The organism is Nocardia sp. NPDC101769 (assembly GCF_044766925.1).
GTDB lineage: Bacteria > Actinomycetota > Actinomycetes > Mycobacteriales > Mycobacteriaceae > Nocardia.
This window is the reverse complement of the sequence record NZ_JBIWMX010000056.1, coordinates 1-24,668: the sequence shown is the minus strand read 5'-3', so window position 1 is coordinate 24,668 and position 24,668 is coordinate 1. Positions and strand designations below refer to the sequence as shown.

Sequence of the window (24,668 nt, the reverse complement as noted above, 5' to 3'; positions counted from 1 at the left end):
CGCTGATCGCCATCGTCGCCTGAATCGGGTATCGGCGCGTGCCCGAGAACATCCGCTATTGGCACACCACGCTGACCGAACCGGCCAGCGCGGGGGGCGCTACGCCCGGAACCTGGTGCGGCACAGGACGTCCGCAGCTGCCGAGTTGAGAGTGTCTTTCGATCAGATCTCGGCACGCCGCCAAGGCCGGAACCAAGCGGGCGAGCTCCGGTCGTGGAAGGTCGACTGACGTGTCGATTCATGTCTGCATGCGCGTCCGTTGAGGATGGCCGATCCTCACCAAAGTTGCTGTCGGACCTTCGGTTTAAGGTGCACGACATGTCCGTGTGCGTAGTTCTCGACCTGTTCATCAAAGATGTCGCGAGTATGAATCAAGCCGCGGCGCTGGTCCCGGCACTCAGAGAGTTGCTAAGCCGGAAGGGTATTGAGAACGAGGGGAACATCGAACCCCAGGATGACGGCACGGTGGCGATCTCGGTTGAGAGCTCGCTGTTGTGCATCCGCGGCTTTTCGGAGTGGACTTCCGAGGTCGACCAGGCCGTCAAACAGCTAGTCTCTGAGCATTCTCCGGGAGCATCAGCGCATCTCTACTGGATGGACCCCGAGGACGGCCTTGGAGAGACGAAAGACTGATCACACGAGACATCCGCTTCTGCCGCATGGTGCGCTGTCGGAACCAGCTGCCGTGTGGAGTTGGAAGGTCAACGGGCACAGTGCCGTACGGCCTATTGTTGCCCGCCGGAATCGCATTCGCAGGGCCTCGTCGGTAAGGTCCGGCCATGACATCCAACTTGGCCGTGGGTGACAAGTGTGAACTACCGGCCACCGCTGCCTACTGGCTTTGCGATGAGCCGCAACCAGGGTTGGTCCTTGTCGAGTTCGTCGATGCTCTTGGTCGCCCCCACTGGTTGATCGACAAGTGTGCGATCTTCGGAGCCGACCTGTTGCCGACATCGACCTACCCGCGCCCCACCCGAATTCTGTGTGCAATCGAGGAGATCAACGGCGAGATCGCCACGGTCAGCCCATGGTGGACGATCAGCCGAAGAGGCATACCGTTCGCCTTCGATGTCCGGCTGGATGTTCTCATTCCGGTGACCACCGACTGGCAATGAGCCGAGGGCGTCGACAACGAACAATCGACTGACGACCATCCGCTATTGCCGCATACCGCGCTGACCGAACCGGCCAGCGCGAGGCGCGGGCGGCCGGAACCTGGTGCGGTGCAGAACGTCCGCTACTGCCTGCGGGACGTTCGCACGAGCGTGTACCCGATCTCGGCTGCATCGATGAATTTCGGGTGGATCCGTCGTCGATACCTCTGGATGTAACGAGACAGACAGCAGTCGGCCTGTGCTGGGACCGTTCCAGCGCGGGAAGAAACACATGGAGGCACTGGGATGCGGAAGTTGATTCTGAGCTTTTACGTCTCGCTCGACGGCAAAAGCGCTGACGCGGACAACGGAATCCGGGACGTCATGGTGAGCGTCGACGACCCGGAGCAGGAGGAGTATTTTGTCAGCCGGCTGTGGGAGGCCGGGGCCTTCCTCATGGGCCGGAACAGCTACGAGATCATGGCCGGATACTGGCCCACCTCCGACCACCCGTCCGCCAAGGCCATGAACGAGATCCCCAAGGTCGTGTTCTCCCGCACCCTGAAATCCGCCGACGACTGGCCCGAGACCCGGATCGCCAGTGGTGACACGACCGAGGAGATCGCCAAGCTCAAGGCCGAGCCCGGCAAGGACCTCGTCGCCCACGGCGGCACCGAGTTCATGCACTCCCTGATCAAGCTCGGCGTGGTCGACGAGTACCGGCTGTGGGTGCTGCCCGCCGCCACGGGCAAGGGCGCGCCACTGTTCCCCGAGCTGGATCGTCCCGTGAACCTGCGCTTGGTGAAAAGCACGGCCTTCCAGTCCGGAATCCTCGAGCTGGTGTACGCGCCAGCCGACAAGTAAGACCCGGCAAGCGAGGCACAGTCACGGTGGCACCGGGAGGCGTCTGCCCGTCCCGGTGCCGTTCAGTTCTCAGGCGAGATCGCACCGGCCTGGACTACGCGCTGGCTGAGGTCCGCGGCGACCATCTCACCATGGCTGTGAATGCGAATCACACCACCTCAGTGCGGCAATCGACAGCATGCCCGTCGCCGCGAATCTGGTGAAATTCATTGATCCCCATCCATACGAAGCCCAGGGGGAGCAGCCCTCACCCCCAGGCCTGGGAATCCAATAGTTGGTCACCGTGATTGCACGCGGCGTGGGATACAACCCAAGCCGGGATCTGTTGCGGCTGAACGTCGTTCGGTATCGGTAAACGTATCGGTCATGCTCCACAAAACATGTTGAACGCCCCGCGATCTGCGCTACCCTCGCCTGGGCTTGTCGCATGCGGCGCTGAGCGAAGCGGCCGGCGCGGTGGGAAGGCTCACAGGGGGGCAGATGAGGCAGATCTTGTTCGCGGCAATGATCGCTCTGGCAGTGTCGATCACGTTGACGCCGCTGTTGATCCGGTTGTTCACCCGGAAGAAGCTCGGTCAGGAGATCCGGGCCGAAGGACCCAGTAGCCACCAAGCCAAACGCGGAACGCCCACCATGGGCGGGATCGCGATCGTGATCGGCATGTGGGCGGGCTATCTGGGTTCGCATCTGACCGGCTTGGGCTATAACGCATCCGGAGTCACGGCCTCCGGGCTGCTGGTTCTGGGTCTGGCCACCGCGCTGGGTGTGGTCGGATTTCTCGACGATTTCATCAAGCTCTATGAGCGGCGCAATCTCGGGCTGACCGCCCGCGGCAAGTACATCGGCCAATTCGGTGCCGCGATCATTTTCGGCGTGCTGGCACTGCGTTTCCCGGATAGCACCGGCCTGACCCCGGCCAGCAGGCACTTGTCGATCCTGCGCGATGTCGGCTGGCTGTCGTTCGTCCCGGCGTTGTTCCTGCTGGCGGTGTGCATCATGGTGGTCGCGTGGTCGAACGCGGTGAACATCACCGACGGGCTCGACGGTCTGGCCGCGGGATCGATGGGTCTGACTCTAGGTGCCTATGTGCTGATCACGTTCTGGCAGTACACCAACGCGTGCACGAGCCGTCCCGGGGTGGGGTGCTACACGGTCCGCGACCCGCTCGATCTGGCCCTGGTCAGCGCTGCGGCGGGCGGGGCCTGCGTGGGGTTCCTATGGTGGAACGCGGCACCGGCGAAGATCTTCATGGGCGATACCGGATCGCTGGCGTTGGGTGGGCTGCTGGCCGGGCTGTCCATCACGACCCGCACCGAACTGCTCATGGTCGTGATCGGTGCATTGTTCTGCGCCGAGATCCTTTCGGTTCTGTTGCAGATCGTCGTCTTCCGGACCACTCGCCGGCGCCTGTTCCGCATAGCCCCGATGCACCATCACTTCGAACTCAGCAGCTGGCCCGAGACCACGGTATCGATCCGATTCTGGCTGCTCGCAGCTATTTCCGCGGCTATCGGCCTGATGATGTTCTACGGAGAACACCTCGCGGCTACCCGATAGTGAAAGCATCCGCGATCGCCGCGCTGTTCGGACGGGCCACGCGGCACACCCGAAGATCCACGGGCGGAGATCATCTCGGGCGGCCGCGCGCCTACCGAACGCACCATGCCGATGACCGAACAGTATCGACCAACGAGGTTAGTGGGTGTCAGCGACCACGGGGCTGCGCGCAGTCGCGGGATACTGCTGGCCCAGAACAGAGTCAAAGGCGGCTGCTCTTGCCGCCCTACCAGCGTAAACGGTCAAATGATCGGGCTTGCCGCGCAATCCGGCCTAGGTGGTCGTGGTGCCGGACCAGCCGAAGTTGAAGCTGTGCCCCTTCGAATTGCACTGGATCCCGCCGCGCCCGCCGCCACTGCACGTGGCGCCCGCGTAGCTGATGGTCGAGCCGTATCCGTTGCCCTGCGGGAGGGTGTTGGCATCGGAACGACCGTACGGACCGAACACGCCGAAGGTCGGGTGCGCGGGCAGGAATGGCACATCGATGGCGAGATCGGTCACAGGAATCACGTTCAGCCACTTGGCGATGCCGGGCGCGATGTCACAACCTGTGGTGCCATCCGACTTGATCGAGCATTGCGCGGGACCCGCGTTGAAGTAGACGGTGTCACCGATCATGTAGTCGTTCGGATTCACCGCATCCGCATTGGCGGTACCAGCAGCGACCATCGAAATCGTGGCTGCGGCAACGGCCATACCGGCGAAGGCACGCACTCTCATTTGTTCTCCCCTCGGTGTTCGACCCGACCCGGTCTCGAACATTACACGGCGTGGGCTTTCAAGTGGCGAGTTTCCTTGAGCCAGTTGATGATACGGCGGAAGAGTGGAAATCGAGCCAGCGATCTACCGAAACTGCGGTAGAGCGAACCGAATTGGGGTTCATCCATGCTCCGACCCGCTCCGAAGGCATGCCAGGTCCTCGCGCCCGGGCTGCGATGGCACGTGCTGTACTTGCATGCGAGGCAGCGATCAGCGGGTGCACGACCTCGACGACCACGTCGGCCCCTACCTCGCCGGTGACCTCCAGTACACGGGCGCCCCACGACCCACTGCCACGCACATCGAACCAGCATCGAAACCCGCCGGTGACTGCACGCTATTGCCGATGTGGGTGCACTTCCACTATTGGTCCAGCAACCGCTCGAGCAGCCACAGTGACTGTTCCAACTGCCGCCGCTCGTGCGGGCTCAGCCGGTCGCGTATCAGTTCGGCGAGGTGGCCGTAGCCGGCGTCGCGCCGCTCGGCGAGCGAGCTATGACCGGCATCGGTGAGGGTCAGAACCCGACGGCGCAGATCATCGACATCGACCTCACGTCGCACCAGTCCGCGGTCGACCAGCGCCGTGACGGTTGCGGCGGCCGACTGGTGGGTGATTTTGTCCGCGCGGGCGAGTTCGGCGACGGTCCGTGTGCCCTCCCGGCCCAGCCGTTTGAGCATTGATACCTGAGCCAAGGTGATGTCACGTTCGGGCGAGGCGGCCCGCATCGAACGCACCAGCGCTCCTACCAGCAGCTGAAGCTTCTCCGCCAATTCCGTTGGGTCCATTGCGCCTTCACCCACGCCCTCATACAGTACAGGGTAACTGCGCAGTCGGGCTGCATATCTCGATAGGGGGATCGATGGCGAACGTGCGTCTGCGGGTCGATGGGCGCCGACGTTCGTTCGCGCTACAGCTACCCGCCGCGCCGCGTCCGGACCTGCCGCTGGTTCTGGTTCTGCACGGCAACCGCTCGTCGGTGCTCGGACCGGTTCAGCGCTTTGCGGATTCGAGATCGCGACGCACGACCGGTTTCGGCGCGTGCGCCGATCGGTACGGCATCGCGGTGGCCTATCCGGATGCCTTCGCCGGTGCTTGGGCTGACGGCCGCGGTGTCACCACCGGTGATGAACACGGCATCGACGACGTCGCTTTCCTGCGCACGATTGCCGAGTGGTGTGCCGATCAGCACGGGACGCGGCGTGACGGCTTGCTCGTGGCCGGCATCTCCAACGGCGCGTTCATGGCCCACCGGGTGGCGCTCGAGGCTGCCGACCTGGTGGCAGCGTTCGCCGCGGTCGCGGGCGGACTGCCCGCCGCATTGGCCGAACTGCGGCCGACTCATGCGGTCTCGGCTTTGCTGATCAACGGAACTGCCGATCGGATGGTCCCGATCGAGGGCGGATACTCGCGGCGTCGCGGCCCGAACGGCGAACGACGCGGGCGCACCCTGTCGCTTGCCGAAACTGCCCGTCGCTGGGCCGAAATCAATCGATGCGCGTCCGACGAGACGGTCGAAGAGCGGCCGGCCGGTGCCAACCCGACCCACCTTGCGGTCACTCGCTGTGCTTTCGGCGGCGGTGTCGGCGGAACTCAGGTGGAGGCGTGGACCATTCACGGTATGGGCCACACCTGGCCCGGCGCACCCGTTCCGGCTGTCCTCGAGCCGATACTGGGCAAGACCCCGCAGAACCTCGACGCGGCCGATCAATTCTGTCGCTTCGCTCTTCCTCTGCTCATCCCGGGCGACGACCGTCGACTCTGATCATCGATGGCCGGACAGCATCGCACTACTCGACACACTTTCGTGTCGGGGTAAATAGCATCAGGGCGGCCGACAACAGCACCCGGGCGCCGGCGACGGCCACTGGCTGGTTCCGTTCTGTTGGCGGTGTGGCGATGTAGCGTCGCCGCGCCCGATTTCCGCGGTGGACGTGTCGTGGCGATTATGTGGACGCATTTACTCCGCGGTCCAGTGCACGGGCATCAAATGTGACGAAGTCCAACCGTGGAACGTGATGCAGGTCATTGCCCGGGAAGGCGTGGTTGGGCATCGTCGTCAATTCGTTTTCGGAAATAACCTGGTTGGAGATGCCCAAATGGCCGACCACAATTTTGCTTACGACCTCACGCTGGACGAGGTACGACGGCGCAGCGCCGTGGTCGCGGCGCTCGGTGACGACTGGGATCCGGTCGCGGTGCTCGCCGATGAAGATCTGGCGTACGACATGCTGTACTCGAATCTCGATGATGAGCAGCAGCGCATCTACGAGGAACTCGTCCGGGCCGGGATCTTGCCGGATCGGGCCATGCGCCGTATTGCCGACTGATCTCACCGCCGAGTACGAACCACGTTTTGCCCGGGGCATTCGGCACTGCTTTCCCGTGTCCGTCACCGTAATCTGTTGCGGCATATAGGAAGATGGCACGTGGAGGGTTCGTGGGCGAGCAGGGTGGGCGGCGGGCGCAGACGCCGCGTGCGGAATTCACGCGCAGGCTGGGGGCGTTGTGGGCGCGGGCGGGCGATCCGACTCTGGAGCGGGTGGCGAGGTTGGCGAATCAACGCACCAGAGCGGCGCGGGGTCCCTCGACGCGGGGCACTGCGCGATTGCAGCGCATCAGTGCGTGGAAGCGCGGCGATAATGTTCCGGCGCAGTTCGAATCGTTGCGGCCGGTGCTGTTGACTCTGATCGACCTGATCGAAGGGGTCGGTGCCGATACGGAGCCGGAGCTGGTCGATATGCGTGCTTGGCAGCGGCTGTGGCGCGAATGCGATTCCTGGACACCGGAATTGGCTGTCGACTGTCCCTATGCGGGATTGGAGCCCTACCGCAGCGCCGACGCGGCGTGGTTCTTCGGGCGCGAACGGGTAATCGGTGAATTGCTCACGCTGGTCAATGAGACCGCCGCGTCCGGGGGTGGATTCGTGGTGGTGGTCGGTGCGTCCGGGGCGGGTAAGTCCTCGCTGCTGGCAGCCGGATTGATTCCCGCACTGGGGGCTGACTGGACCGTGCTGAGCGGAACCCCGTGGCGCATCCCGGAGCCCGAGTCGGGGTCGGAGGTGGCCGACCGCCGCCGACTGGTGATCCTCGATCAGTTCGAGGAGGTGTTCACTTCGACGCCCTACGGTGCGGCCCGCGCGGGGCTGTTGGGTGGGCTGCGCCGCCGGGCCGACGCGGGCGAGACGGTCGTCATCGCGGTGCGCGCGGACTTCTTCGCCCGCTGCCTCGAGACACCGGAGCTCGTGGAAGCCTGCGCGCGAAGCACTTTCGTGCTCGGACCCATGCGCGGCGACGAGATCACCGCTGCCATCACCGAACCGGCGCGCCGTGCCGGACTGCGCTTGGAGACCGGTCTCGCCGAGCTGATCATGGTCGAACTGGTCGGTCTGGGCGGCACCGCTGGGCCGGAGGGCTCCGGGACTCTGCCGCTGCTCTCGCATGTCATGGAGGCGGTCTGGCAGCGCCGCGAGAAGAATCAGCTCACCATCGCGGGGTATCGCGCGGCCGGAGGCGTCGCCGGTTCGGTGGCTCACACCGCCGAGGCGGCCTGGGAGAAGCTCGACACCGAGGAGCGGGCCGCCGCCAAGGACCTGCTGTTGCGCATGGTCACCGTCGGCGACGGCACCCGCGACACCCGACGCCGTCTGCCACGCGACGAAATCCGCACCCACGCAACCAATTCCGAGGACACAGCCGCCGTCCTGGAGGTTCTCGCCCAGGCCCGCCTGATCACCGTCGACGACGAGACCGCCTACCTCGCGCACGAAGTGGTCCTCGACTGCTGGCCGCAACTGCGCGAATGGATCGACGCCGACCGGGAAGGCCACCTGATCCGCCAGCGCACCGCGACCGACGCCGCGGAGTGGGAGGTCTCCGGTCGTCCCGCCGCGCTGCTGTATCGCGGGTCGCGGTTGGAGGGGGCGCGCCGTCACTGGCGAGGGCCGGTGCGCCAGATCGCCGATGCCGCCGTGGAGGCGGACGGTGCCGTGCCCGGGCCGGACATGGCGACACCGGCCGGCCGGTGGAGCGGAGCGCGCGGGCTGCTGGGCCGCATGCGCGGCGATCTCGACCTGGACAACGAATCGGCCTGGGGGACTACCGACGCTTTTCTTGGCGCGGCGATTCGCTCGCGGCGGCGGCTGATCGGGGCGCAGGCGGTGGTGGCGTTCGGGGTGGTGGTGCTGCTGGTGGCGGTGCTGGTGGGGTATGTGAACACCAGGGTCGCGGGGCGGCAGCGGGACGAGGCGTTCTTCAATTCTGTGGTGAGCGAGGCGGATCGGCTGCAGGGCAGCGATCCGACGCTGTCCGCGGAGTTGACGGTGTTGGCGCATCGATTGCGCCCGGGGAACACTGAGGTCGAATCGCGGTTGATCGCCAGTCAGAATCTGCCCGTCGCTTCGAGTTTCGTCGATCGCCCCGGCAAGGTGACCGCGATGGCCTTCGTCGGACACGGTCTGCTGGCGGTGGCGGGAGCCGATCACACCGTGCGGCTGCGGCCAGCCGAGGGAGCGCTCGGGTCGGGCGAGGTGGCACCGGCGATCACCGATCCGGTCGACCGGATAAGCGCGCTGCTCGCTTCCGGAAACCTGCTGCTGTCAGCGGGTTCGGACCATATGGTGCGCATTCGGGAGCTGTCCGATCCGTCGCATCCGAAGCTGCTCGGGACCCTGGACACCGGTGACGCGATCACGACGGCGAGTATCTCGCGCGACGGTCGGCTGCTCGCGGTCGCCCACGCGCACGAGGTTTCATTGTGGGACATCACCGATCCGACCGCGCCGCGCGCGCTGCCCAACCGACTGCCCGTCGACAGCCTGGTGTACGGCATGATCTTCCTGGGCGGGGATCTCCTCGTCGGAATGAACCACATCCAGGGTGGATTTGGCTCGACCAAGACCATCCTGCTGGCGAAGGTCGATCCGGCGCACGGTGTTTCGCGGACCGCACCGCTGGCCCAGGGCACGGGTGGGCTGGGCGCGGTACCGCTGGGCGCAGGACGGACGATGGTGCTCTCCGACAGCCAGGGCCGGACCGCGCCGGGCGGATCGCTGGGCAGCGTGGTGCGTTTCGCGCGCTTGGATGACTCCGACGCCCTGGTGCCGGTCGGCACGGCGTTCGAGGTGGCCGCGGCCAACGACCTGCTCGGCGTGACGGTCAATGATGACGGCACGGTACTGGCGACGGTCACCGTCGAGGGCATCACGCTGTGGAACCTTGCCGATCTGTCGCAGCCCACCGTGCTCGGAACGCCGCTGGCGGGTGTCTCGGTGCGCTGTGCGGGGAGCGGGCACGGGTGTTCGGCGTCTCCGACGGTGTCGGGATTCAGCCCGGATGGCCGGGAGTATGTGGTGGGCTTCGACAATGGCGCGGTGCAACGGTGGTCGCTGCCGAAGGCGGTGCTGGCAGGGCAGTCCGGGCAGATCGATCCGCTGACCAATGGGCTCAGCGCGGACGGCCGCCGCATGGTCACTCTCGCGCCCGGCGCTGACGCCCACATCTGGGATATCGAGCACCCGGATGACGTGCGCCTGCTGGGGACGATCGCGCGGCCGGACTTCTCCTTGCCCGGTGTTCCGGCCGCCGCTGTGCCCGTCATCAGCTACGACGGACGCTATGTTGCGCTGTTGCTGCACGGCGTCCTGACCTTGGTCGATATCTCCGATCCGGCGAGACCCGTGGAAACAGCGCACTTTCCGGGGGCGGCCGGGGGCGCGTTCACGGCCGACCGGCCGGTCCTGATGACGGTGGTGGCCCTGCCCTCGCCGGAGTTGCTGTTCTGGGACATCTCGAATCCCAGCGCACCGGTGCGGTTGGGCGGTCCGATACCGATCCCGGTGTCACAGGCGCTGATGGACAACGGATTGCAGCTGGCCCAGACCCGCGACGGGCAGTTGGCGGTGTCGCTGACCGACAAATTGCAGGTGTGGAACGCGTTCAGCCGAAGCGATTCCCGCCAGCCGATCGGCGGTGTCGACGCGACCCGGGATGCCGGTGCGGCGGGCCTGGCGGTGAGCCCGGACCATCGGATCGCGGTCGCCGGATGGAACTCGGGCACGCTGAGTCTCTGGAGCATCGCCGACCCGACGAAGATCACGCCACTGGGTGATCCCGTTCCGGTGAGCAGCATTTCGGTGAGCTCGGTGGACTTCAATGCCGACGGCCGTCGCCTGGCCACCGGCGGCACCGATTCCACCGTGCGACTATGGGACACCTCCGATCCGTCACACCCGAAGGCCCTGGGGCAGTCCATCACCCAGCCGAGTTCGACGGTGTGGCGGGTGGCCTTCCATCCCAAATCCGACTATCTCATCGGCGCGGGCGACAATGGCGTGTTGCGGGTGTGGGACCTGAATCCCGGGCACGCCGCGGACCGGGTGTGCGCGCTCACCCGCGACACGATCGCCACGCAACTGGCCGAAGCACTACCGGGACACCAGCTGCCGACGGTGTGTGCGTGAGCGGCGAGGGATCTCGTTGCCGGTCACCGGAGCTCAGTTCGGCACGGCGACGGGATCGGTGCAACTGTCCGGAAGGTCCTGGAACGAGCAGGATTGCGGCGCGCGGACGGGCCGGTAGTGAGCGTGCACGCCGTGCTCGCGCACCACGGTCCGATACGCCTCGGCGACGTCGGTGGGGTGGCGGGTGAGCGTGGGGTCGGTGCGGATGTCGACCTGGTAGATGCCCATCCGCGGGTTGTAGCCGTCCCACTCGAAGGAGTCGGTGAGGCTCCAGTAGTTGTAGCCGATCACCTCGGCTCCATCGGCCTTCGCGCGTTGCAGCCAGTAGACGGTGTCACGCAGATGGTCGGCGCGCGCGTACCCGTCCGGACGGGGCGCGCCGTCGAAGGAGTACAGCGCGCTCTCCACGACGTAGATCGGTTTGCCCGGGTACTGGCGCGCGTAATAGGTCAGGGCGTAGTAGATGCTCTCCGGCTGGATCGACCAGACATCGGGGCTGCTCCAGGACAGTGGGTTTTTGGTGAGCAGGTCGAGCGTGGGTGTGTAATACGTGCCGATACCGACGTAGTCGAGGCGGTCGCCGATCTCGGCGGTGAGGGAGGGGTTGGTGAATCCTTCGACGACATCCGACCAGAAGGCGGTCGACATGGTGACCATCGCGCCCGGCTGCCGCTGGTGGATGTGGTCGTAAATGGCGTTGTGGGCCCGGCCGATGCGTCGGTTCATGTCTGGAATCTGGGCGGTGTCCAGGTCGCCGTCGCGCCACTCGTATTTGATGTAGTTGAACGGTTCGAAGAAGCTGATCCAGAGCGGATCGTGGGATGCATAGCGCTCCACCACCTTCCGGGCATTGGCAAGCCAGAGGTCGACGATGTCGTCGGTCCGCCAGCCGCCGCGGTCGGCGACCCAGCCCGGGTACACCCACTGGTCGAGCACGAGCATGGGGCGAATTCCCTTGTCGGCCAGCCGAGCCAGCACGCGATCGTAGAAGTCGAAGCCATCCTTCGACCAGCCGTCGGGACTCGGCTGTACTCGCGCCCATTCGATGGACAGCCGGAACACGCCCGCGCCCAATCCGGCCAGCAGGTCGATGTCCGAGGCGTAGCGCGTGTAGAAGTCGGCCGAATCAGGGTATTGCAGCAGTTCGGGATTCCGCCGACCCATATAGCGGGTCTGGTTGCTGTCGGGTGTATGCCCCTCGGCCTGATAGCCGGACATGCCTACGCCCCAGAGGAATTCGTCGCCGAGCGGGGCCACGCTCTCCGGTGCGGGCCGGGCTCCGGCCACCGGCGCACCGCCGACGACCGCGGCCCCGGCCGCCATGAGTCCCAATGCTTTTCGGCGTGACATCGGTCGCACGCTGCCCCCCATTTCGGGTGCGCCTGGCGCACCGATCATGACATTGTCTGCGATATATCACAGTGACGCAGGCGATTCAACGTACAGCGCGGATCAGGAACCGCCCAGAAAAGAAAGCCATACAGTCACGCTGGCGGGCAGCTGCTCGAGGGAGCGTCCGACACGGCACCTGGATCGAATCCTGGCCGGAACGAGCCGCTTCCGGACCTGTTCGATTCGGCGCGTCGCCTCAGGCTCCGTCGGTGCAGCCGTCCACGACGACGTACGCACCCGGGCCGGCCCAGCTTTCGGCAACCCGGTCAGCGGAGAAGAGGGTGGATTCCCGGGCCCATCCCCAGTGACCGTAGCGGGAGACCGCGGCGGCACCGCATTGGTTCATGAAAGTCAGGACATAGCCGCAGTCGGTGAAGCCGCATCGCCTGTTGGCGGCTTCGGCGGCGTCTTGCCAGGTCAGGTAGTTCACGACGATGGCGGCGTGGGTGTTGTTGTTTCCGATGGAGATGGCGCCGTGGTTGTAGGTGTAGGCGTGTGCGGGAACCGAAGGGGCGAGCAGCGCTGCTGCGGCCATAGTGAGGGTGGTAGTGAGTTTGAACATCTCTGATCCTTTACGAGCACACCGAAATCGATCGAAATCGACCGCGCGGCCTTGTCTGCCGGGCATGGGTCAACGGTAGGAACGCTGGTGGCTCGATCCCACTGTTCATCAGCGCCCGAGGCGAATCAATGCAGTTCAGGGGGTGTGAGAGGGAATTCCGGACCGGAATTCCATGGAGATGGGAAGCGCCTCGACCCGGCTCGGCGGTAGCCCCTTCGAAGGCGCGTCAGCGAAACCGACTGTGGCCCAGGACATCGGCTTCTGCCGAGTTGAGTGTGGTCCGAACCGGCCACGCCGCGGCCGAACAGCCGCGCCGATAGCCGGTCTCCCGTCCGCGTGCCCTGCCGGGGCAGGTGGCTCTATGTCCTCGGTCCTGCTCGGTTCGTCAGGTACGACCACCCGCCGGCGGCGAGGAGCGGGATGGCGATCTGTACGTGATGGGACAGCACCTGCCGAGGACTGTTATCCGAACGTCTTGTGCGGCACGCCGACAATCAGCCCGCCGTCGATGACATGTTCGGCACCGGTGGTGTAACTGGATTCGTCGCTCGCCAGGTAGACGATGAGGTTCGCGACTTCGTCGGAGTCGGCGGCACGTCCGAGGGGGATCTGCAGGAAGTCCTCGGGGATGCCCTGTGTCATCGGTGTTCGCACCATGCCGGGGTGTACCGAGTTCACCCGAATGTTGTGCGGGGCCAGTTCGAGTGCGGCTGATTTGGTCAGGCCTCGCACGGCGAACTTGGTGGCGGTGTAGCCGTGCAGGCCAGGGCTTCCGCGCAGGCCTTCCACCGAGGAGATATTGATGATCGAGCCGCCGCCGGCGTCTATCATCGCCTTGGCCGACGCCTGAATGCCGAGGAAAGTGCCGGTCAGGTTGATGTCGACGATCTGTCGCCAGGCCGCGAGCTCGTAGTCGATGATGGTGTTGCCGTTGACGATTCCGGCATTGTTCACGAGGACCGTCAGCGAACCGAACTCCTCGACGGCCACGCCTACAGCCTGCTGCCAGCTGCTGCGATCGGTCACATCGAGGTGCGCGAAGCGGGCCGCCGAACCCAGTTCGCCTGCCAGCGCCTTCCCTTCGGCTTCCAGTAGATCGGCGATCACCACACTAGCGCCGTGCTCGACCAACGCTCGGGCATGTGCTGCGCCCATGCCGCGCGCACCACCGCTGATGAGGGCAACCTTGCCGGTTACTCGCTTGTTCATGCTCGGACCTCCGGGTGAGTGGTGATGATCGGGCAGCGGTTCGGCTGCCGCTGGGACGTCTCCTGGGCGCGATTCGAGCGCACGGAAACCGCGTCATCGGTCTCGGTCGGCAGCAACCGTTCTGCCGCGGTGAGCGATCGAACGCGGGTGTCCGACGAGAGTTTCTCGGTCATGGGAGCAGTTAACCATGCTTTCAATCACTGATTGAATCATTGTTTGAATCAATAGCTCGGGCACGACCTGGCTCCGGTCTCGCCGCCGTCAGTGCACGGCAGCACCCACCGCACGGGGGCCATACCGCGTACCGGGGATGGGAAACGGTGTCGCCTTCGCCGTCTCGGCACCGATGAGAACACCAGGTCGTAGCGGCAGTCTCCGAATGCCTGGGGTGGGAACGGCGCTGGTCCAGAGGCCGCCGCGCGGCCCGATTCGGTCACCACCGCGTGGCTGCGATCCAGGGGGCGTGATTGTGCCGTCTTACTTCTGAATGCGACCTTCGGCACAGTCGTGGGGTGTGCGTGACGGGCTTCACTCGGGCAAGCTGCGAAGGTTCGCGCTATCGGATTCGAGGACTTGATTCATGACCAACGCCGTTGATCTGCAGGCACTGGCTGCGCAGGTGGCTGGGAAGTTGACCGGGCTGGGTGGGCCGTTCGAGATGGCGGTCGAGCCGGTGCTTGGTGTGCCGTTGCCGGTGTTCAAGCATCGCCGCGGTTCGCTGCTGGAGTTGTTGGAAGCGTCCCGGGAGCTGGGTGATCGCGAGTATCTGGTGTCGGCGCGAACCCGCTACAGCTTCGCTGAGCATTACGCGGCCGCGGGTGCGTTGGCTGCTGCGCTTGCCGAGCGGTACGGCGTGGGCAAGGGTGATCGCGTCGGCATTCTGGCCGCCAATGCCCCGGAGTGGGTGCTGACGTTCTGGGCCGTGCAGCGGTTGGGTGCGATCCCGGTCGGCTACAACGCGTGGTGGGTGCCGCGCGAGATCGCTTACGGCTTCGAGCATTCCGCCCCGAAGGTGGTGATCGCCGATACCAAACGGGCCGCGCTGGCCGCTGAGACCGGTACCGAGATCCCGGTGCTCACGATGGAGACCGATCTGCCGGTGTTGATTGCAGAGTTCGCCGGCGGCAACCCGAGTGTGGAAGTGGCCGAGGATGATCCGGCGATCATCCTCTACACGTCGGGCACGACCGGCCGCCCGAAGGGTGTGGTGCACACTCAGCAGAACATGGTGGCCGTGGCCGACTATCACCGGTTCATGGACGCTCTCGCGGCCGGTTTCGGTGGCCGGGCCTGGGATGGTTCCCCGGCGGGTCGCCGTTATCTGGCGACGATGCCGTTGTTCCACATCGCGAGCCTGCACAACCTGTCGGTCCCGCGTTTGGCCGCTGGCGACGCGGTGGTGTTCCCAACCTCGGGTGAGTTCGATGCCGCGTCGCTGCTGCAGCTGGTCGAGACGGAGAAGGTCACCCACTGGGCCGTGGTGCCGACGTTGGCGAGCCGTATTCTGGGCGTGGACATCTCGCAGTACGATCTGTCGTCGCTGACGGCGTTCTCGCTCAACTCCGCGCCGTCGTCCCCGGCGCTGGTGCAGCGGCTGCGTGAACGGTTCCCTGTCGCGTTGCAGGGTTTGACCACCAGCTACGGGTGCACCGAGTCCGGTACCGCCGCGACGGTGGCGACTCCGCCGGAGCTGGCTGCCGACAACGAGACCGTGGGTCGTGCGGTGGTCGGTGTCTCGGTCGAGGTGCGTGATCCCGATGGCAAGCCGGTGCTCGATGGCGAGGAGGGCGAGATCTGTATCCGCAGCCCCTATGTCATGCTCGGCTACTGGAACAACGAGGAAGCCACCAAGGCCGTCATCGACGAGAACCGGTGGCTGCGTACCGGTGATTACGGCATCCTGCGCCAGGGCAAGCTCTACATCAGCGGTCGCCGTTCGGATCTCATCCTGCGGGGTGGGGAGAACGTGTATCCGCAGGAGATCGAGAACGTCCTCGACGAGCACCCGCTGGTGCGGGAGTCGGCCGTGATCGGTATTCCGCACGAGGATCTGGGTCAGCAGGTCGCAGCCATCGTGGTGGTCGATGACCCGGAGTCGTTGTCGGAGGACGAGTTGCGCGATCACGTGGCCAAGCAGCTGGCTTACTTCAAGGTGCCCGCGCGCTGGCTGGTCACCGCCGAACCCCTGCCGCGCAATGCCACCGGCAAAGTACTGCGCCGCGACCTATCCCTGGGAAAGTGAATTCCTGTGTACGACACCATCATCAAGAACGGACACTGATCTACCGGACCCCGTGATTCGGTCACCTGGATCGAAATCCTGGGGTCGCGTCAGATCCCGCTGACCGAACCGGCCAGCGCACCGGCGCTGGAAGATCAACGCGTAGAGATCATCTGAGGTGGCCGACCCGCGGGCGAACGTCCTGGAATGCGTGCGGGTTCAGGACGTTTGCGGGTCGGGATTGAAGATGGTGGGCCATATTGTGGTCGCTGGTTGATGCGACGCACGGACAGCTGCTGGGTGGCTCGGGCAACCAGAACGCCTTGATCGGAAACGATTTCGGTGGTGTGAGCTGTGATCGACTTGCTGCCGTCGCTCGTGGCGTCACGGATCGCCGCCGCGTGATCAGAGGGGAGCGACATGGTGGCGGTCACCATCTCACGGCCGGGAGCGATGAACTCGAGGCTTGCGGCGTTCGGCAGGCGAGTGACATCCGCACCTGCCGCGTCCCGCGCGTTGTGCTCTGGCGGTTCGCTGGGACCGCGGCATCGTGAAGGATGGCTACCTCTCTCGATCTCGATGTCACCTTCGCCGGAGGCGACCTCGTGCTCCGACTGGCCGCCCTCGCCTACCTCGCCCGCTTCTCCGCCGTCTCACGCATCCACACCAAATCCGATCTGCGCCTGTACTTCTACTGGTGCACCGACCACCAGCTCACCCCACTAGCGGCCGCTCGTACCGAGGTCGGACGGTACATGCGATGGATGCAGGAGACCCGCCACTTCAAACCCGCCACCATCGCCCGCCGACTCTGTGGAAGCCGCTCCTGGCGTCCAGTCGCTCGCCGGCGCATGAAGAAGCCACCATGACGCGCATGCGAAGCGCAGGGACATATTGAAGTATCAGCTTTTCAATTTGTCCGCGCGGGGCCTCGCTACGCGGTTACCGTCGGAGCGGCACTCAGGTGCCGGCAACGACTACTCCAACGGGAAAGTACAGATGAGGCAAATGAGTTGGGCCGCCGTCACGGTGGCCATGCTGGCGATACCGGTCGTCGCGGCGGCATCGGCGTCGGCCACGGTCGACAATGTGAATCTGACACAAGTCGACACCGGCATCGGCGGATGCGAAGGGGCAGGCAATACCTGCACGATCCTGGTGACCACCAGCGGCGCGGACGCCCTGGCACCGGTCACGGTCACCTTGGACGGGCAGAACGTCGGCACCTTCACCCCGCAAGCCGGATCCACAGCCGGCACCGGGATCATCCAGTACGTCTATCGCTCGAAGCTTCCCGAAGGCGTCTACAGCCTCACCGCCACGCAGGGCTCGTCGACCAAGTCCATGACGGTGCAGAACTGCGGCAGCCAGCCGACCGGCAGCTCCAGCGCCTCGGCCCAGTGCACCGGAAACGATATTCTCGGCGCTCTGATGATGCCGCTGATCATCCTCACCGGCTCCGGGCACACGCAACTCTGACCGACCAGTTTGACCTCAAGGTCGAGGACGCCGACGTGCTCTACAAACTGTTCGAAAAGGTCGTGAATGAAACGCGACTGGGGCCTGAGGTGATCATCGCCCTCCGGGATAACGACGATGGGACCCGCGATGTACGAGTGGTCTCCGAGCAACTTGTGGTTTTCAGCCGGTTCTACGAGTGGCGCCCGAGGCTCGAGGAGTCACTGCAGCGCCAGGTAACAGAGGCTGTGCCGTCCGCCAAGGTGTCCTTCGAGTGGCACTACGCCGATGAAGACTGAGGTCAAAGTCTGAGCCGACAGGCTGCGCCCACTGCCATCGCCGAGTGGACAACGGTCTGACACGCACTACTTTGCCGCATACCGCGCTGACCGAACCGGCCAGCGCGGGAGCGCCGGCGCCCGGAACCTGGTGCGACGCAGAACGTCCGCTAGCCGAGTTGCGCGCCTTTGATCGCGACCCATCCGGATTGCCGAGCGCGATTCCCGACATATGAACGTCGAAGCATCGCAGGAGGGGTTATGGCCCTTGCCCGATCTGGTGCAGGAAGGTGAGGTTGTCCTCGATGTGCCAGTCCTCGGTGATCAGGGTGTGGTCGCCGCCGAGATGTTGCAGGTCGATGGCGTTGAATTCGACAGGCTGGCCAGAACCTCGAGCACCGTTGTAGACGCCGGTGAAGTGGCCGCGGAAAACCAACCGCGCAGTGAGAGTGTCCCCGGTGAGGTACAGATCCGACAGTTCACACGTGAGGTCGGGGACAGCGGTGCGGAAGGCCTTCGATGCCACTGCGGGGCCGGTCGGTCCCTGCGGTCGGCCTGGCGGCAGGGTGTTGTCCCGGAATGACGGTGTAATCGCCCGGACGAGGTAGTCGACGTTCCCGGTATTCCAGAACGTGTACAGCAGCTGCGCCACATGGACTTCCTGTGCGGCCTGATCGGCGCCGAGTCCGTCATCGATGTGCACCGCCCGCGGCACGACCAGGTCGCCGGAACGGTCGACGGGGTCGACCGGGCGCGGCGCGTGCGTCGAGCAGGCAGCGAGAATCAATGTGGCACAAACGAAAAGAGTGATCTTCACGCTAGTCTCCCGCCGCCGTCGACATGCAGAGTGGCGCCGGCGAGGAACGGATTGGTCAGTGCCAGCAGTGCCGCGGAGGAGATGTCGGCCGGCGTCCCGACCCGGCGTGCCGGATTGCGATCGGCGACGGTCTGGAAGAACGCCTCCTTGCCGGGATCATCCCATACACCCGAGTCGACGATGCCGGGTGAGATTGCGTTGACACGCACCGGCGCCAGCTCGACCGCCAGAGCCTCGGCCAGAGCGGCGGCAGCGGCGTTGGTGGTAGCCATCACCGCCCGACCAGGTGTCGGCCGCCAGGCCGCGACGCCGGAGAACAGCAGGATCGCACCACCCGCGCGGAATCGAGGAGCGAAGTGTTTGGCGAGCAGAATCGGTCCGATCACCTTGGCGTCGAAGGCACGGTGCACGGCGTCGTGGTCCAATTCGGTGACCGGGCCGTTGGCATGGTCGGCAGCCAGCGACACCAGGTAGTCCAACTCGCCGACGCGCTCGGCCAAGGCGTGCACGGTTCCCTCATCGGCCAGGTCGACCTCGGGGCGTCCTACCGAAATCACTCGAGCGCCCAGGGCTGTCGCGTCGTCGGCGATACGGCGGCCGATGCCCGATCCGGCGCCGATGATGACCATCGTTTTGTCTTGCAGTGTTGTCATGCCCGGTTCAGCATCCCGTCGGAAACGAATAATCCCGTCGCGAACTGAATGTTTTCGATCGATACCATAGAATTTGCGAATGCCAACGCTGCGGGCACTGGAATGCCTGATCGCCGTCCTGGACGCCGGGTCGATCACCGACGCCGCCGCGGTGCTGCACATGTCTCAACCGGCACTGTCGCATCAACTCGCGGCGCTCGAACGCGAGATCGGCGCACCAGTCCTCGAACGACTGCCGCGCGGGGTGCGCGCCACCGTCATCGGCCGCGCCGTCGAGGCCGACGCCCGTGCGGCGTTGACTGCCGCCGCTCGCGTCGTCGATGGCGGTCGAGCCGTGGCCAGAGGCGAAGGCGGCCAGTTGCGGCTGGCATGCGCGGAAAGCCTGACCGCGAGTCTGCTGGCCCCGGTGCTTCGTACCTGGTTCCGCCGCAAGCCCGCGGTACAGATGGTGCTCACCGAGGCCACGAGCGCCGACGACCTCGTCCACCACATCGAATCCGGAACGGCCGACCTGGCTCTCGGTCCCCGGCCGACCCGCTGGACCGGCGCGTCCGAACTCATCGGCGCCGAGGAGATCGTCGCCGTCCTCCCCACCGATCACCCCTTGTCCCAGCGTGATCGGTTGAGCTTCGAGGACCTACACGATCAACCACTGGTGCACTACCACCCCGATAACGGCCTTGCCGGCTGGCTCGACGCCCAAGCCGCCGGTTACGGTGTCACGCTCAGCCCCGTCATGCGCACCCGGCAGGCGACCACCGCCGCGCAACTCGCCGCGGCCGGACTCGGGATCGCACTGGTCCCTGCCACGGCCCTCGGCCCCGGCCTGCCGGCCACTCTGAAACACCTGCACCCCATCGTGTCCCGCGATCTCATCTGCTTCATCGGCACCCCCGCCGACCCACTGCTCCGCCGCTTCGTCTCCGACATCGTCGATCGCGGAGTACCCATGAACCCTTCAGTCAGAACAAAACTCGATAGCCGGAAGAACGCACTCTCCTGTGGCATACCGCGGTGACCGAATTGGCCATCGCTGAGCGCTGGCGGCCGGAACCTGGTGCGGTGCAGAACATCCGCTATGCCGAGTATGGCGCGTCGGGCGACCCGGTAATGCTGATGGATAGTGCCTCGATCTGATCAGTGAACGCATACGCGGAGGAGGGCATGGTTACCGGAACCGCAACACTGAAGCAGCACCTGTACAGCGGGCGATGGCAAACCATGTCGGCGATCGTTGTGATGCTATTGGTGGTCGGGTTCATGCTCGCCCTGTCAAGGTGGGATCCGGACAAGAGCGAAGATGCGCCAGTCGTGCCACTGCCGGCGATCACCTCGCCGTTGCTGCCGTCGCCATCCAGCGAGCCGACTTCGCTAACGCCTCGAGATTGACCGGAACGTCCGCTCGTGCCGCATACCGCGCTGACCGAACGGGCCAACGCTCGGCGCCGGCGAAACGACTGATCCCCCACCCGGACACAGGATGGGGGCTCAGCAGAGTCTCTACCAGCAGCGATACGCGGGCGGTCGTTGGATACGTCCGGTCCGGTGTGACGCGAGCTCAGGAGATCCGAACCTGTCGCTCTGCCACAGCGGTCCTTGCCCGACGCACATAGAGCTGTTGCTGGGCACGAGCGATGACCGATCCGTCGCTCGCGACAATCTCGGTGGAGTGAGGAGTCACGGACTTGCCGCCGTCAGCGGTCGCGCCCCGAATCGCGTCGATCTCATCTGCTGTGAGTTGCATTGTCGCGGTGACGGTCCCACGACCAGCCTTGAGGAACTCGATGCTTGCCGTGGTATTCCATACGACGTAGTCGGCACCGAGTTGCTGCACCGCCATCAACCCGAAGAACGGATCGGTCATGGCCGACAGCGTCCCACCGAAGGCCGCACGGTTGTGATTGCTGTTCCACCAGCTCACCCGGTGGCGGACCCGAACACTGGTCCAGTCGTCCGCCACATGCTCTACGCGAACGCCAGCGAAGAGTAGCGGCGGGTACAGACTCATCCCGATCCGGAACGTCCGCGGCGAGATGATCTTTCCGACCAGCTTGCTTCCTTGCTTCACTTCCACCCCCTTATCGGTCGGCCTCCACCGAATGAGCCGACTCAACACTGCCGACGCGGGTGACCTTAGCCGGGGTTGATGCGATGAATGATCAACTGGCCGTGCCGATCCGAAGCCGGCGGAACATCCGCTATTGCCGATGAGCGTGTAGTCCGACCAGCAAGGCGTGGCGGATGTTCAACCAACCGCGATCGACCGGACCTGGCGGAAGGTCGTGCACGGCGGGTGTCAGCCGAAGGCGTTGATGCCGGTCAGTTCGGCTGAGAGTGCCCACAGCCGTGCTGCCTGTCCGGGATCGATCGCATAGGGGCGCACGCCGGTCGCGTTGTCGCCAGGGGCGACTTCGGCGATGTTGCAGTCTTCGCAGTAGACCCCGCCGAGGTGATCGAGTGCGGTGCTGGTAGCGGCCCAGATTTGTGTTGCGGCACCCTGCTCGGGTGTCTTCAGGTCGATGAACGCGCCCGTCTTGGCTTGCGCGATGAGTTCGTCGGTGCTCAGGTGCCGGGCGAGGTTGGTCGCGATGGTGCCCGGGTGAACCGAAAACGCTCTCATACCATGCGGTTCGCCGAGTGTGTCGAGATGGACGGCAAACAAGCTGTTGGCGGTCTTGGCTTGACCGTAAGCCTGCCATTTGTCGTATCCACGCTCGAAATGCACGTCGTCCCAACAGAGTCCGGAAACGAAATGCCCTCTGGACGACACCGATACGATCCTGGCGCCGGGCGCCATGGCCGGCAGCAGGCGGTTGACAAGCGCGAAGTGACCCAGGTGGTTGATGCCGAATTGCGCTTCCCATCTCGGTCCGACCCGAGTCTCGGGGCAGGCCATGATGGCAGCATTGGCGACGAACAGGTCAATGCCGCGGCCGGAACCGAGGAACCGGGCACTGAATGCGGCGATTGCATCCGAATCGGCGAGGTCGAGTTCGCCGATCTCGACTCCGTCGAGACCGGCCAGCGCGATCGCAGCCTGGTCGGGGCGGCGTGCTGGCACGACGACATCCGCTCCGGCGCTGTGCAGTGCCGTTGTCGTCTGCAGGCCGATGCCGGAGTAGCCGCCGGTGACGATCGCAAGCCGGCCGGTGAGATCGACACCGGTCAACACCTCGGATGCCATACTGGCAGCGCCGAATCCGGAATCAATGGCCCGCTGCGCGCGACCGGCTCCACCTGCAGGTACGTCTGCGTTGGCGCTCGGTACGGACGTGTCGGCTGTGTTCGATGCCATCGGATGCATTCCTCCCCCACGGGGCGGTTGCCCCGTTCCATCCCTCATGCAATCAAGTCAATACTAGAACACGTTCTAACCCATCGCTGCACCGTCCCCGTCCTGTCGACGCTGACCGAACCGTCCAGGGTGGGACGCCGGAAGATCAACGCCCCGAGCTCATACCAGCCTCGGCAACGTCCCGCATTGGCTGCATACTGCGCTGACCGAAGCGGCCAGCGCGGGGCCGCTGACGGCCGAAACCTGGTGCGGTGCACAACGTCCGCTTCTGCCGAAGTCAGTGCTGCCCGTTCCGGACGAGGGTTTCGTTACTCGGCGGCTTGACCTGGATTCCGAATTTTCGTCATGCCCGGAATTCGGTTCGGGTTGTTCGGATGTAGTTTTCGTATTTCGGGTCTCGCCGCTGCTGAGGCGACGATGTGCAACTGTGGCACTGTTTGCGCTACCAACCTCGGCGCACGGCGGCTTTGGGGCCGGTCACCAAGGTTCTCGCTGGCACGTCGTCGGCCACGACCGCACCTGCGGCGACTACGGCGTCGCGTCCGATGCTGACCCCGGGCAGGATCGTCGCCCCGGCACCGATCCAAACGTTGTCAGCCACGTCGATCGGTGCGCCGGTGAGGAATTGGCGCCGCTCGTCTGGGTCCACCGGGTGGCCCATGGTGATGAATGTGGCTTTCGGGCCGATCATCACACCGTTGCCCAACCGGATACCGGCGTAGTCGAGGAATGTGCATCCCTGATTGATGAACACGCGCTCGGCCAAGTCCAGGCGAAGCCCGTGGTCGGTGTAGAAGGGTGGGTAGATGGTGACGCGCGCCGGGAGCGGACGGCCCAGGATCTGCTCGAACAGGGCTGCCTTCCCGGTCTCGTCGTCGAAGGGCAGGATGTTCAGACGAGACGTCAGCTCGGTGACCTGTACGACCCTCTCGTTCATCGCTTTGAACTCGGCACCGAGGACCCGTTCGCCTTGAGCTTGGAGCTCGGCATCGTGGATCAGCATGAAGTTGTCGCTCGCCATCTCATCATCCTTGCGCATCCTCCTGGTTCGTTCAGAACTCCCTGGCCCGCGGTCCGGTTCTGGTTCTTTCCAAACGAGAACGTCTGTGGGAAACCGTCTCTGGGGCGTTCAGGGCATTGCGGGATCGCACCGGATCGCGTTCGTAGGCTGAGTCCTCCCGCCGCCCCGGCAGTGGTCTCGTTGCGCATCCTGTCATGCCGCATACCGCGCTGACCGAACCGGCCAGCGCGGGTGCGGCCGGCAGCGAGACTGACTGCGGCCCAGGACATCCTCTTCTGCCGATGAGCGAGTATGTCGGATGCTCGGTTGATAGCCGCTACGGCGACCAAACCTGGTGGTAAGCCAGCCACTGACAGACCTCATCAGTCACGCTGACTTGATGTACGTCCCACGCTCAGTGTTCCGGCGTACGCCATTGGAACGGTTCGACCAAGACCTCGCGTGGCATCGAGACGACCAATGGTTCTTCGCCGCCGGCGCCTGCCACATCCTCGCCTACGCGTTCCTCGAACAGCATCCCGACCGATTCGCTGCATTCGGGCTGTGGCCGCATACCGCAGCCGATCCGAGCCACGTCTTCGCCTGCGACGGCATATGGGCCTTCGACCACAGCGGATGGACACCCCTGGCCGAATTACTCGAGGTCAGCCGCACAGCCGAGCCCGACGCGGACTATCACTCCCGGCCAATCGCAATGGATCTGGACGAATTCTGTGCGCAGCACTGGCACCGCAGCCGCGCAGAGTTCATACACGACCCCTGGCCACGCGCCCACGCCTACCTGACCCGGTTCCCAGACCCCCGTTCTCCGAAGTAACCATGCAGGCGCGCAAGGCCCTTCACCGAAATCTGCTGCGCGGGCAAGGGGGATTCGAGAGCGGCTACGATCATCATGCCCCCGTCGGTGAGCGATTCCCGTCGGAGCGCAGCCATTTCAGCCGCCCGCCGCGGCGCATCCTGCTGGGCGCATCCTGGCAGGCGGCACTGCGTGACGAAGCGCCGCAACTGGGCATCTGGGCGCTGGCGCTGG

The 24,668-nt window shown here is 65.1% G+C and carries 27 protein-coding genes; 16 read left to right on the top strand and 11 right to left on the bottom strand.

Annotated elements, in window-relative coordinates; all coding sequences use genetic code 11:
• The first annotated feature begins 318 nt into the window (after positions 1–318).
• The 4 genes from ACIRRA_RS42605 to mraY all read left to right on the top strand — a co-directional run bounded on the left by ACIRRA_RS42605 (position 319) and on the right by mraY (position 3,515).
• Positions 319–633: a hypothetical protein gene (locus ACIRRA_RS42605; RefSeq protein WP_402780672.1), complete on the top strand. Its 315-nt coding sequence runs from the start codon at positions 319–321 to the stop codon at positions 631–633.
• Between the two features lie 158 nt (positions 634–791).
• Positions 792–1,115 carry a hypothetical protein gene (locus ACIRRA_RS42600; RefSeq protein WP_402780669.1) on the top strand — a complete coding sequence of 108 codons (324 nt, stop codon included), beginning with the start codon at positions 792–794 and terminating at the stop codon, positions 1,113–1,115.
• A 285-nt stretch (positions 1,116–1,400) separates the two neighbouring features.
• Complete coding sequence (locus ACIRRA_RS42595) at positions 1,401–1,958, top strand: dihydrofolate reductase family protein (RefSeq protein ID WP_402780666.1); 558 nt, start codon at positions 1,401–1,403, stop codon at positions 1,956–1,958.
• A gap of 480 nt (positions 1,959–2,438) precedes the next feature.
• The gene (mraY, locus tag ACIRRA_RS42590; protein ID WP_402780663.1) at positions 2,439–3,515 is read left to right on the top strand and encodes a phospho-N-acetylmuramoyl-pentapeptide-transferase; all 1,077 of its coding nucleotides are present in this window, start codon (positions 2,439–2,441) and stop codon (positions 3,513–3,515) included.
• A gap of 273 nt (positions 3,516–3,788) precedes the next feature.
• Here the strand turns inward: mraY and ACIRRA_RS42585 are convergent, their stop codons facing one another.
• Both ACIRRA_RS42585 and ACIRRA_RS42580 read right to left on the bottom strand, forming a co-directional pair.
• Positions 3,789–4,235, bottom strand: a complete 447-nt coding sequence (locus ACIRRA_RS42585) for a hypothetical protein (protein ID WP_402780660.1) — start codon at positions 4,233–4,235, stop codon at positions 3,789–3,791.
• Between the two features lie 402 nt (positions 4,236–4,637).
• On the bottom strand, positions 4,638–5,075 hold the full coding sequence (locus ACIRRA_RS42580; RefSeq protein ID WP_402780657.1) for a MarR family winged helix-turn-helix transcriptional regulator: 438 nt from the start codon (positions 5,073–5,075) through the stop codon (positions 4,638–4,640).
• 59 nt (positions 5,076–5,134) lie between these two features.
• Between ACIRRA_RS42580 and ACIRRA_RS42575 the strand changes: the two genes are divergently transcribed.
• The 3 genes from ACIRRA_RS42575 (at position 5,135) to ACIRRA_RS42565 (ending at position 10,732) form a co-directional block, all read left to right on the top strand.
• On the top strand, positions 5,135–6,037 hold the full coding sequence (locus ACIRRA_RS42575) for an alpha/beta hydrolase family esterase (protein ID WP_402780654.1): 903 nt from the start codon (positions 5,135–5,137) through the stop codon (positions 6,035–6,037).
• 334 nt (positions 6,038–6,371) lie between these two features.
• Positions 6,372–6,602, top strand: a complete 231-nt coding sequence (locus ACIRRA_RS42570) for a DUF6400 family protein (protein ID WP_402780675.1) — start codon at positions 6,372–6,374, stop codon at positions 6,600–6,602.
• A 344-nt stretch (positions 6,603–6,946) separates the two neighbouring features.
• Entirely contained in the window at positions 6,947–10,732 is a 3,786-nt protein-coding gene (locus tag ACIRRA_RS42565) for a WD40 repeat domain-containing protein (protein ID WP_402780651.1), read from the top strand.
• Between the two features lie 33 nt (positions 10,733–10,765).
• Here the strand turns inward: ACIRRA_RS42565 and ACIRRA_RS42560 are convergent, their stop codons facing one another.
• The 4 genes from ACIRRA_RS42560 to ACIRRA_RS42545 form a co-directional block, all read right to left on the bottom strand.
• Complete coding sequence (locus ACIRRA_RS42560) at positions 10,766–12,082, bottom strand: family 1 glycosylhydrolase (protein WP_402780648.1); 1,317 nt, start codon at positions 12,080–12,082, stop codon at positions 10,766–10,768.
• 238 nt (positions 12,083–12,320) lie between these two features.
• Positions 12,321–12,686, bottom strand: a complete 366-nt coding sequence (locus ACIRRA_RS42555) for a DUF4189 domain-containing protein (RefSeq protein ID WP_402780645.1) — start codon at positions 12,684–12,686, stop codon at positions 12,321–12,323.
• Between the two features lie 462 nt (positions 12,687–13,148).
• Positions 13,149–13,895, bottom strand: coding sequence for a glucose 1-dehydrogenase (locus tag ACIRRA_RS42550; RefSeq protein WP_402780641.1), 747 nt, complete (start codon positions 13,893–13,895; stop codon positions 13,149–13,151).
• Positions 13,892–14,068, bottom strand: coding sequence for a hypothetical protein (locus ACIRRA_RS42545; protein ID WP_402780638.1), 177 nt, complete (start codon positions 14,066–14,068; stop codon positions 13,892–13,894). Before ACIRRA_RS42545 ends, ACIRRA_RS42550 begins: the two co-directional genes overlap by 4 nt.
• Before the next feature lie 407 nt (positions 14,069–14,475).
• Here ACIRRA_RS42545 and ACIRRA_RS42540 point away from each other — a divergent pair, with 407 nt between their 5' ends.
• From ACIRRA_RS42540 to ACIRRA_RS42525, 4 genes are all read left to right on the top strand, one after another.
• Positions 14,476–16,137 carry a class I adenylate-forming enzyme family protein gene (locus ACIRRA_RS42540; RefSeq protein ID WP_402780635.1) on the top strand — a complete coding sequence of 554 codons (1,662 nt, stop codon included), beginning with the start codon at positions 14,476–14,478 and terminating at the stop codon, positions 16,135–16,137.
• 536 nt (positions 16,138–16,673) lie between these two features.
• Positions 16,674–16,985: a hypothetical protein gene (locus ACIRRA_RS42535; RefSeq protein WP_402780632.1), complete on the top strand. Its 312-nt coding sequence runs from the start codon at positions 16,674–16,676 to the stop codon at positions 16,983–16,985.
• A 139-nt stretch (positions 16,986–17,124) separates the two neighbouring features.
• Positions 17,125–17,595, top strand: coding sequence for a hypothetical protein (locus ACIRRA_RS42530; protein ID WP_040863499.1), 471 nt, complete (start codon positions 17,125–17,127; stop codon positions 17,593–17,595).
• A gap of 35 nt (positions 17,596–17,630) precedes the next feature.
• Positions 17,631–17,873, top strand: a complete 243-nt coding sequence (locus tag ACIRRA_RS42525) for a hypothetical protein (protein WP_402780627.1) — start codon at positions 17,631–17,633, stop codon at positions 17,871–17,873.
• 238 nt (positions 17,874–18,111) lie between these two features.
• Here ACIRRA_RS42525 and ACIRRA_RS42520 read toward each other — a convergent pair whose 3' ends face one another.
• Positions 18,112–18,669, bottom strand: a complete 558-nt coding sequence (locus ACIRRA_RS42520) for an ester cyclase (protein WP_402780624.1) — start codon at positions 18,667–18,669, stop codon at positions 18,112–18,114.
• Positions 18,666–19,484, bottom strand: coding sequence for an SDR family oxidoreductase (locus tag ACIRRA_RS42515; protein ID WP_402780621.1), 819 nt, complete (start codon positions 19,482–19,484; stop codon positions 18,666–18,668). The genes ACIRRA_RS42520 and ACIRRA_RS42515 overlap by 4 nt, the downstream gene beginning before the upstream one ends.
• Here ACIRRA_RS42515 and ACIRRA_RS42510 point away from each other — a divergent pair.
• The 3 genes from ACIRRA_RS42510 to ACIRRA_RS42500 are packed head-to-tail and all read left to right on the top strand — an operon-like array spanning position 19,402 to position 20,711.
• Positions 19,402–20,340, top strand: a complete 939-nt coding sequence (locus ACIRRA_RS42510) for a LysR family transcriptional regulator (protein ID WP_402780618.1) — start codon at positions 19,402–19,404, stop codon at positions 20,338–20,340. The genes ACIRRA_RS42515 and ACIRRA_RS42510 overlap by 83 nt on opposite strands.
• Positions 20,337–20,459: a hypothetical protein gene (locus ACIRRA_RS42505; RefSeq protein ID WP_402780615.1), complete on the top strand. Its 123-nt coding sequence runs from the start codon at positions 20,337–20,339 to the stop codon at positions 20,457–20,459. Before ACIRRA_RS42510 ends, ACIRRA_RS42505 begins: the two co-directional genes overlap by 4 nt.
• Before the next feature lie 27 nt (positions 20,460–20,486).
• Positions 20,487–20,711 (top strand): hypothetical protein, encoded by a 225-nt coding sequence (locus ACIRRA_RS42500; protein ID WP_402780612.1) that lies wholly within the window; start codon positions 20,487–20,489, stop codon positions 20,709–20,711.
• 169 nt (positions 20,712–20,880) lie between these two features.
• On the opposite strand, the gene ACIRRA_RS42495 is transcribed toward ACIRRA_RS42500, so the two are convergent.
• The 3 genes from ACIRRA_RS42495 to ACIRRA_RS42485 all read right to left on the bottom strand — a co-directional run bounded on the left by ACIRRA_RS42495 (position 20,881) and on the right by ACIRRA_RS42485 (position 23,638).
• Positions 20,881–21,396: a DUF4442 domain-containing protein gene (locus ACIRRA_RS42495; protein WP_402780609.1), complete on the bottom strand. Its 516-nt coding sequence runs from the start codon at positions 21,394–21,396 to the stop codon at positions 20,881–20,883.
• A gap of 222 nt (positions 21,397–21,618) precedes the next feature.
• The gene (locus tag ACIRRA_RS42490) at positions 21,619–22,617 is read right to left on the bottom strand and encodes an oxidoreductase (protein ID WP_402780606.1); all 999 of its coding nucleotides are present in this window, start codon (positions 22,615–22,617) and stop codon (positions 21,619–21,621) included.
• A gap of 442 nt (positions 22,618–23,059) precedes the next feature.
• Positions 23,060–23,638, bottom strand: a complete 579-nt coding sequence (locus tag ACIRRA_RS42485; RefSeq protein ID WP_402780604.1) for a DapH/DapD/GlmU-related protein — start codon at positions 23,636–23,638, stop codon at positions 23,060–23,062.
• Between the two features lie 379 nt (positions 23,639–24,017).
• On the opposite strand from ACIRRA_RS42485, the gene ACIRRA_RS42480 reads away from it, so the two are divergent.
• Both ACIRRA_RS42480 and ACIRRA_RS42475 read left to right on the top strand, forming a co-directional pair.
• Positions 24,018–24,455 (top strand): hypothetical protein, encoded by a 438-nt coding sequence (locus ACIRRA_RS42480; protein ID WP_402780601.1) that lies wholly within the window; start codon positions 24,018–24,020, stop codon positions 24,453–24,455.
• A gap of 2 nt (positions 24,456–24,457) precedes the next feature.
• Positions 24,458–24,668 (top strand): hypothetical protein (locus tag ACIRRA_RS42475; RefSeq protein WP_402780598.1); only part of this gene is annotated, 211 nt, incomplete at its 3' end.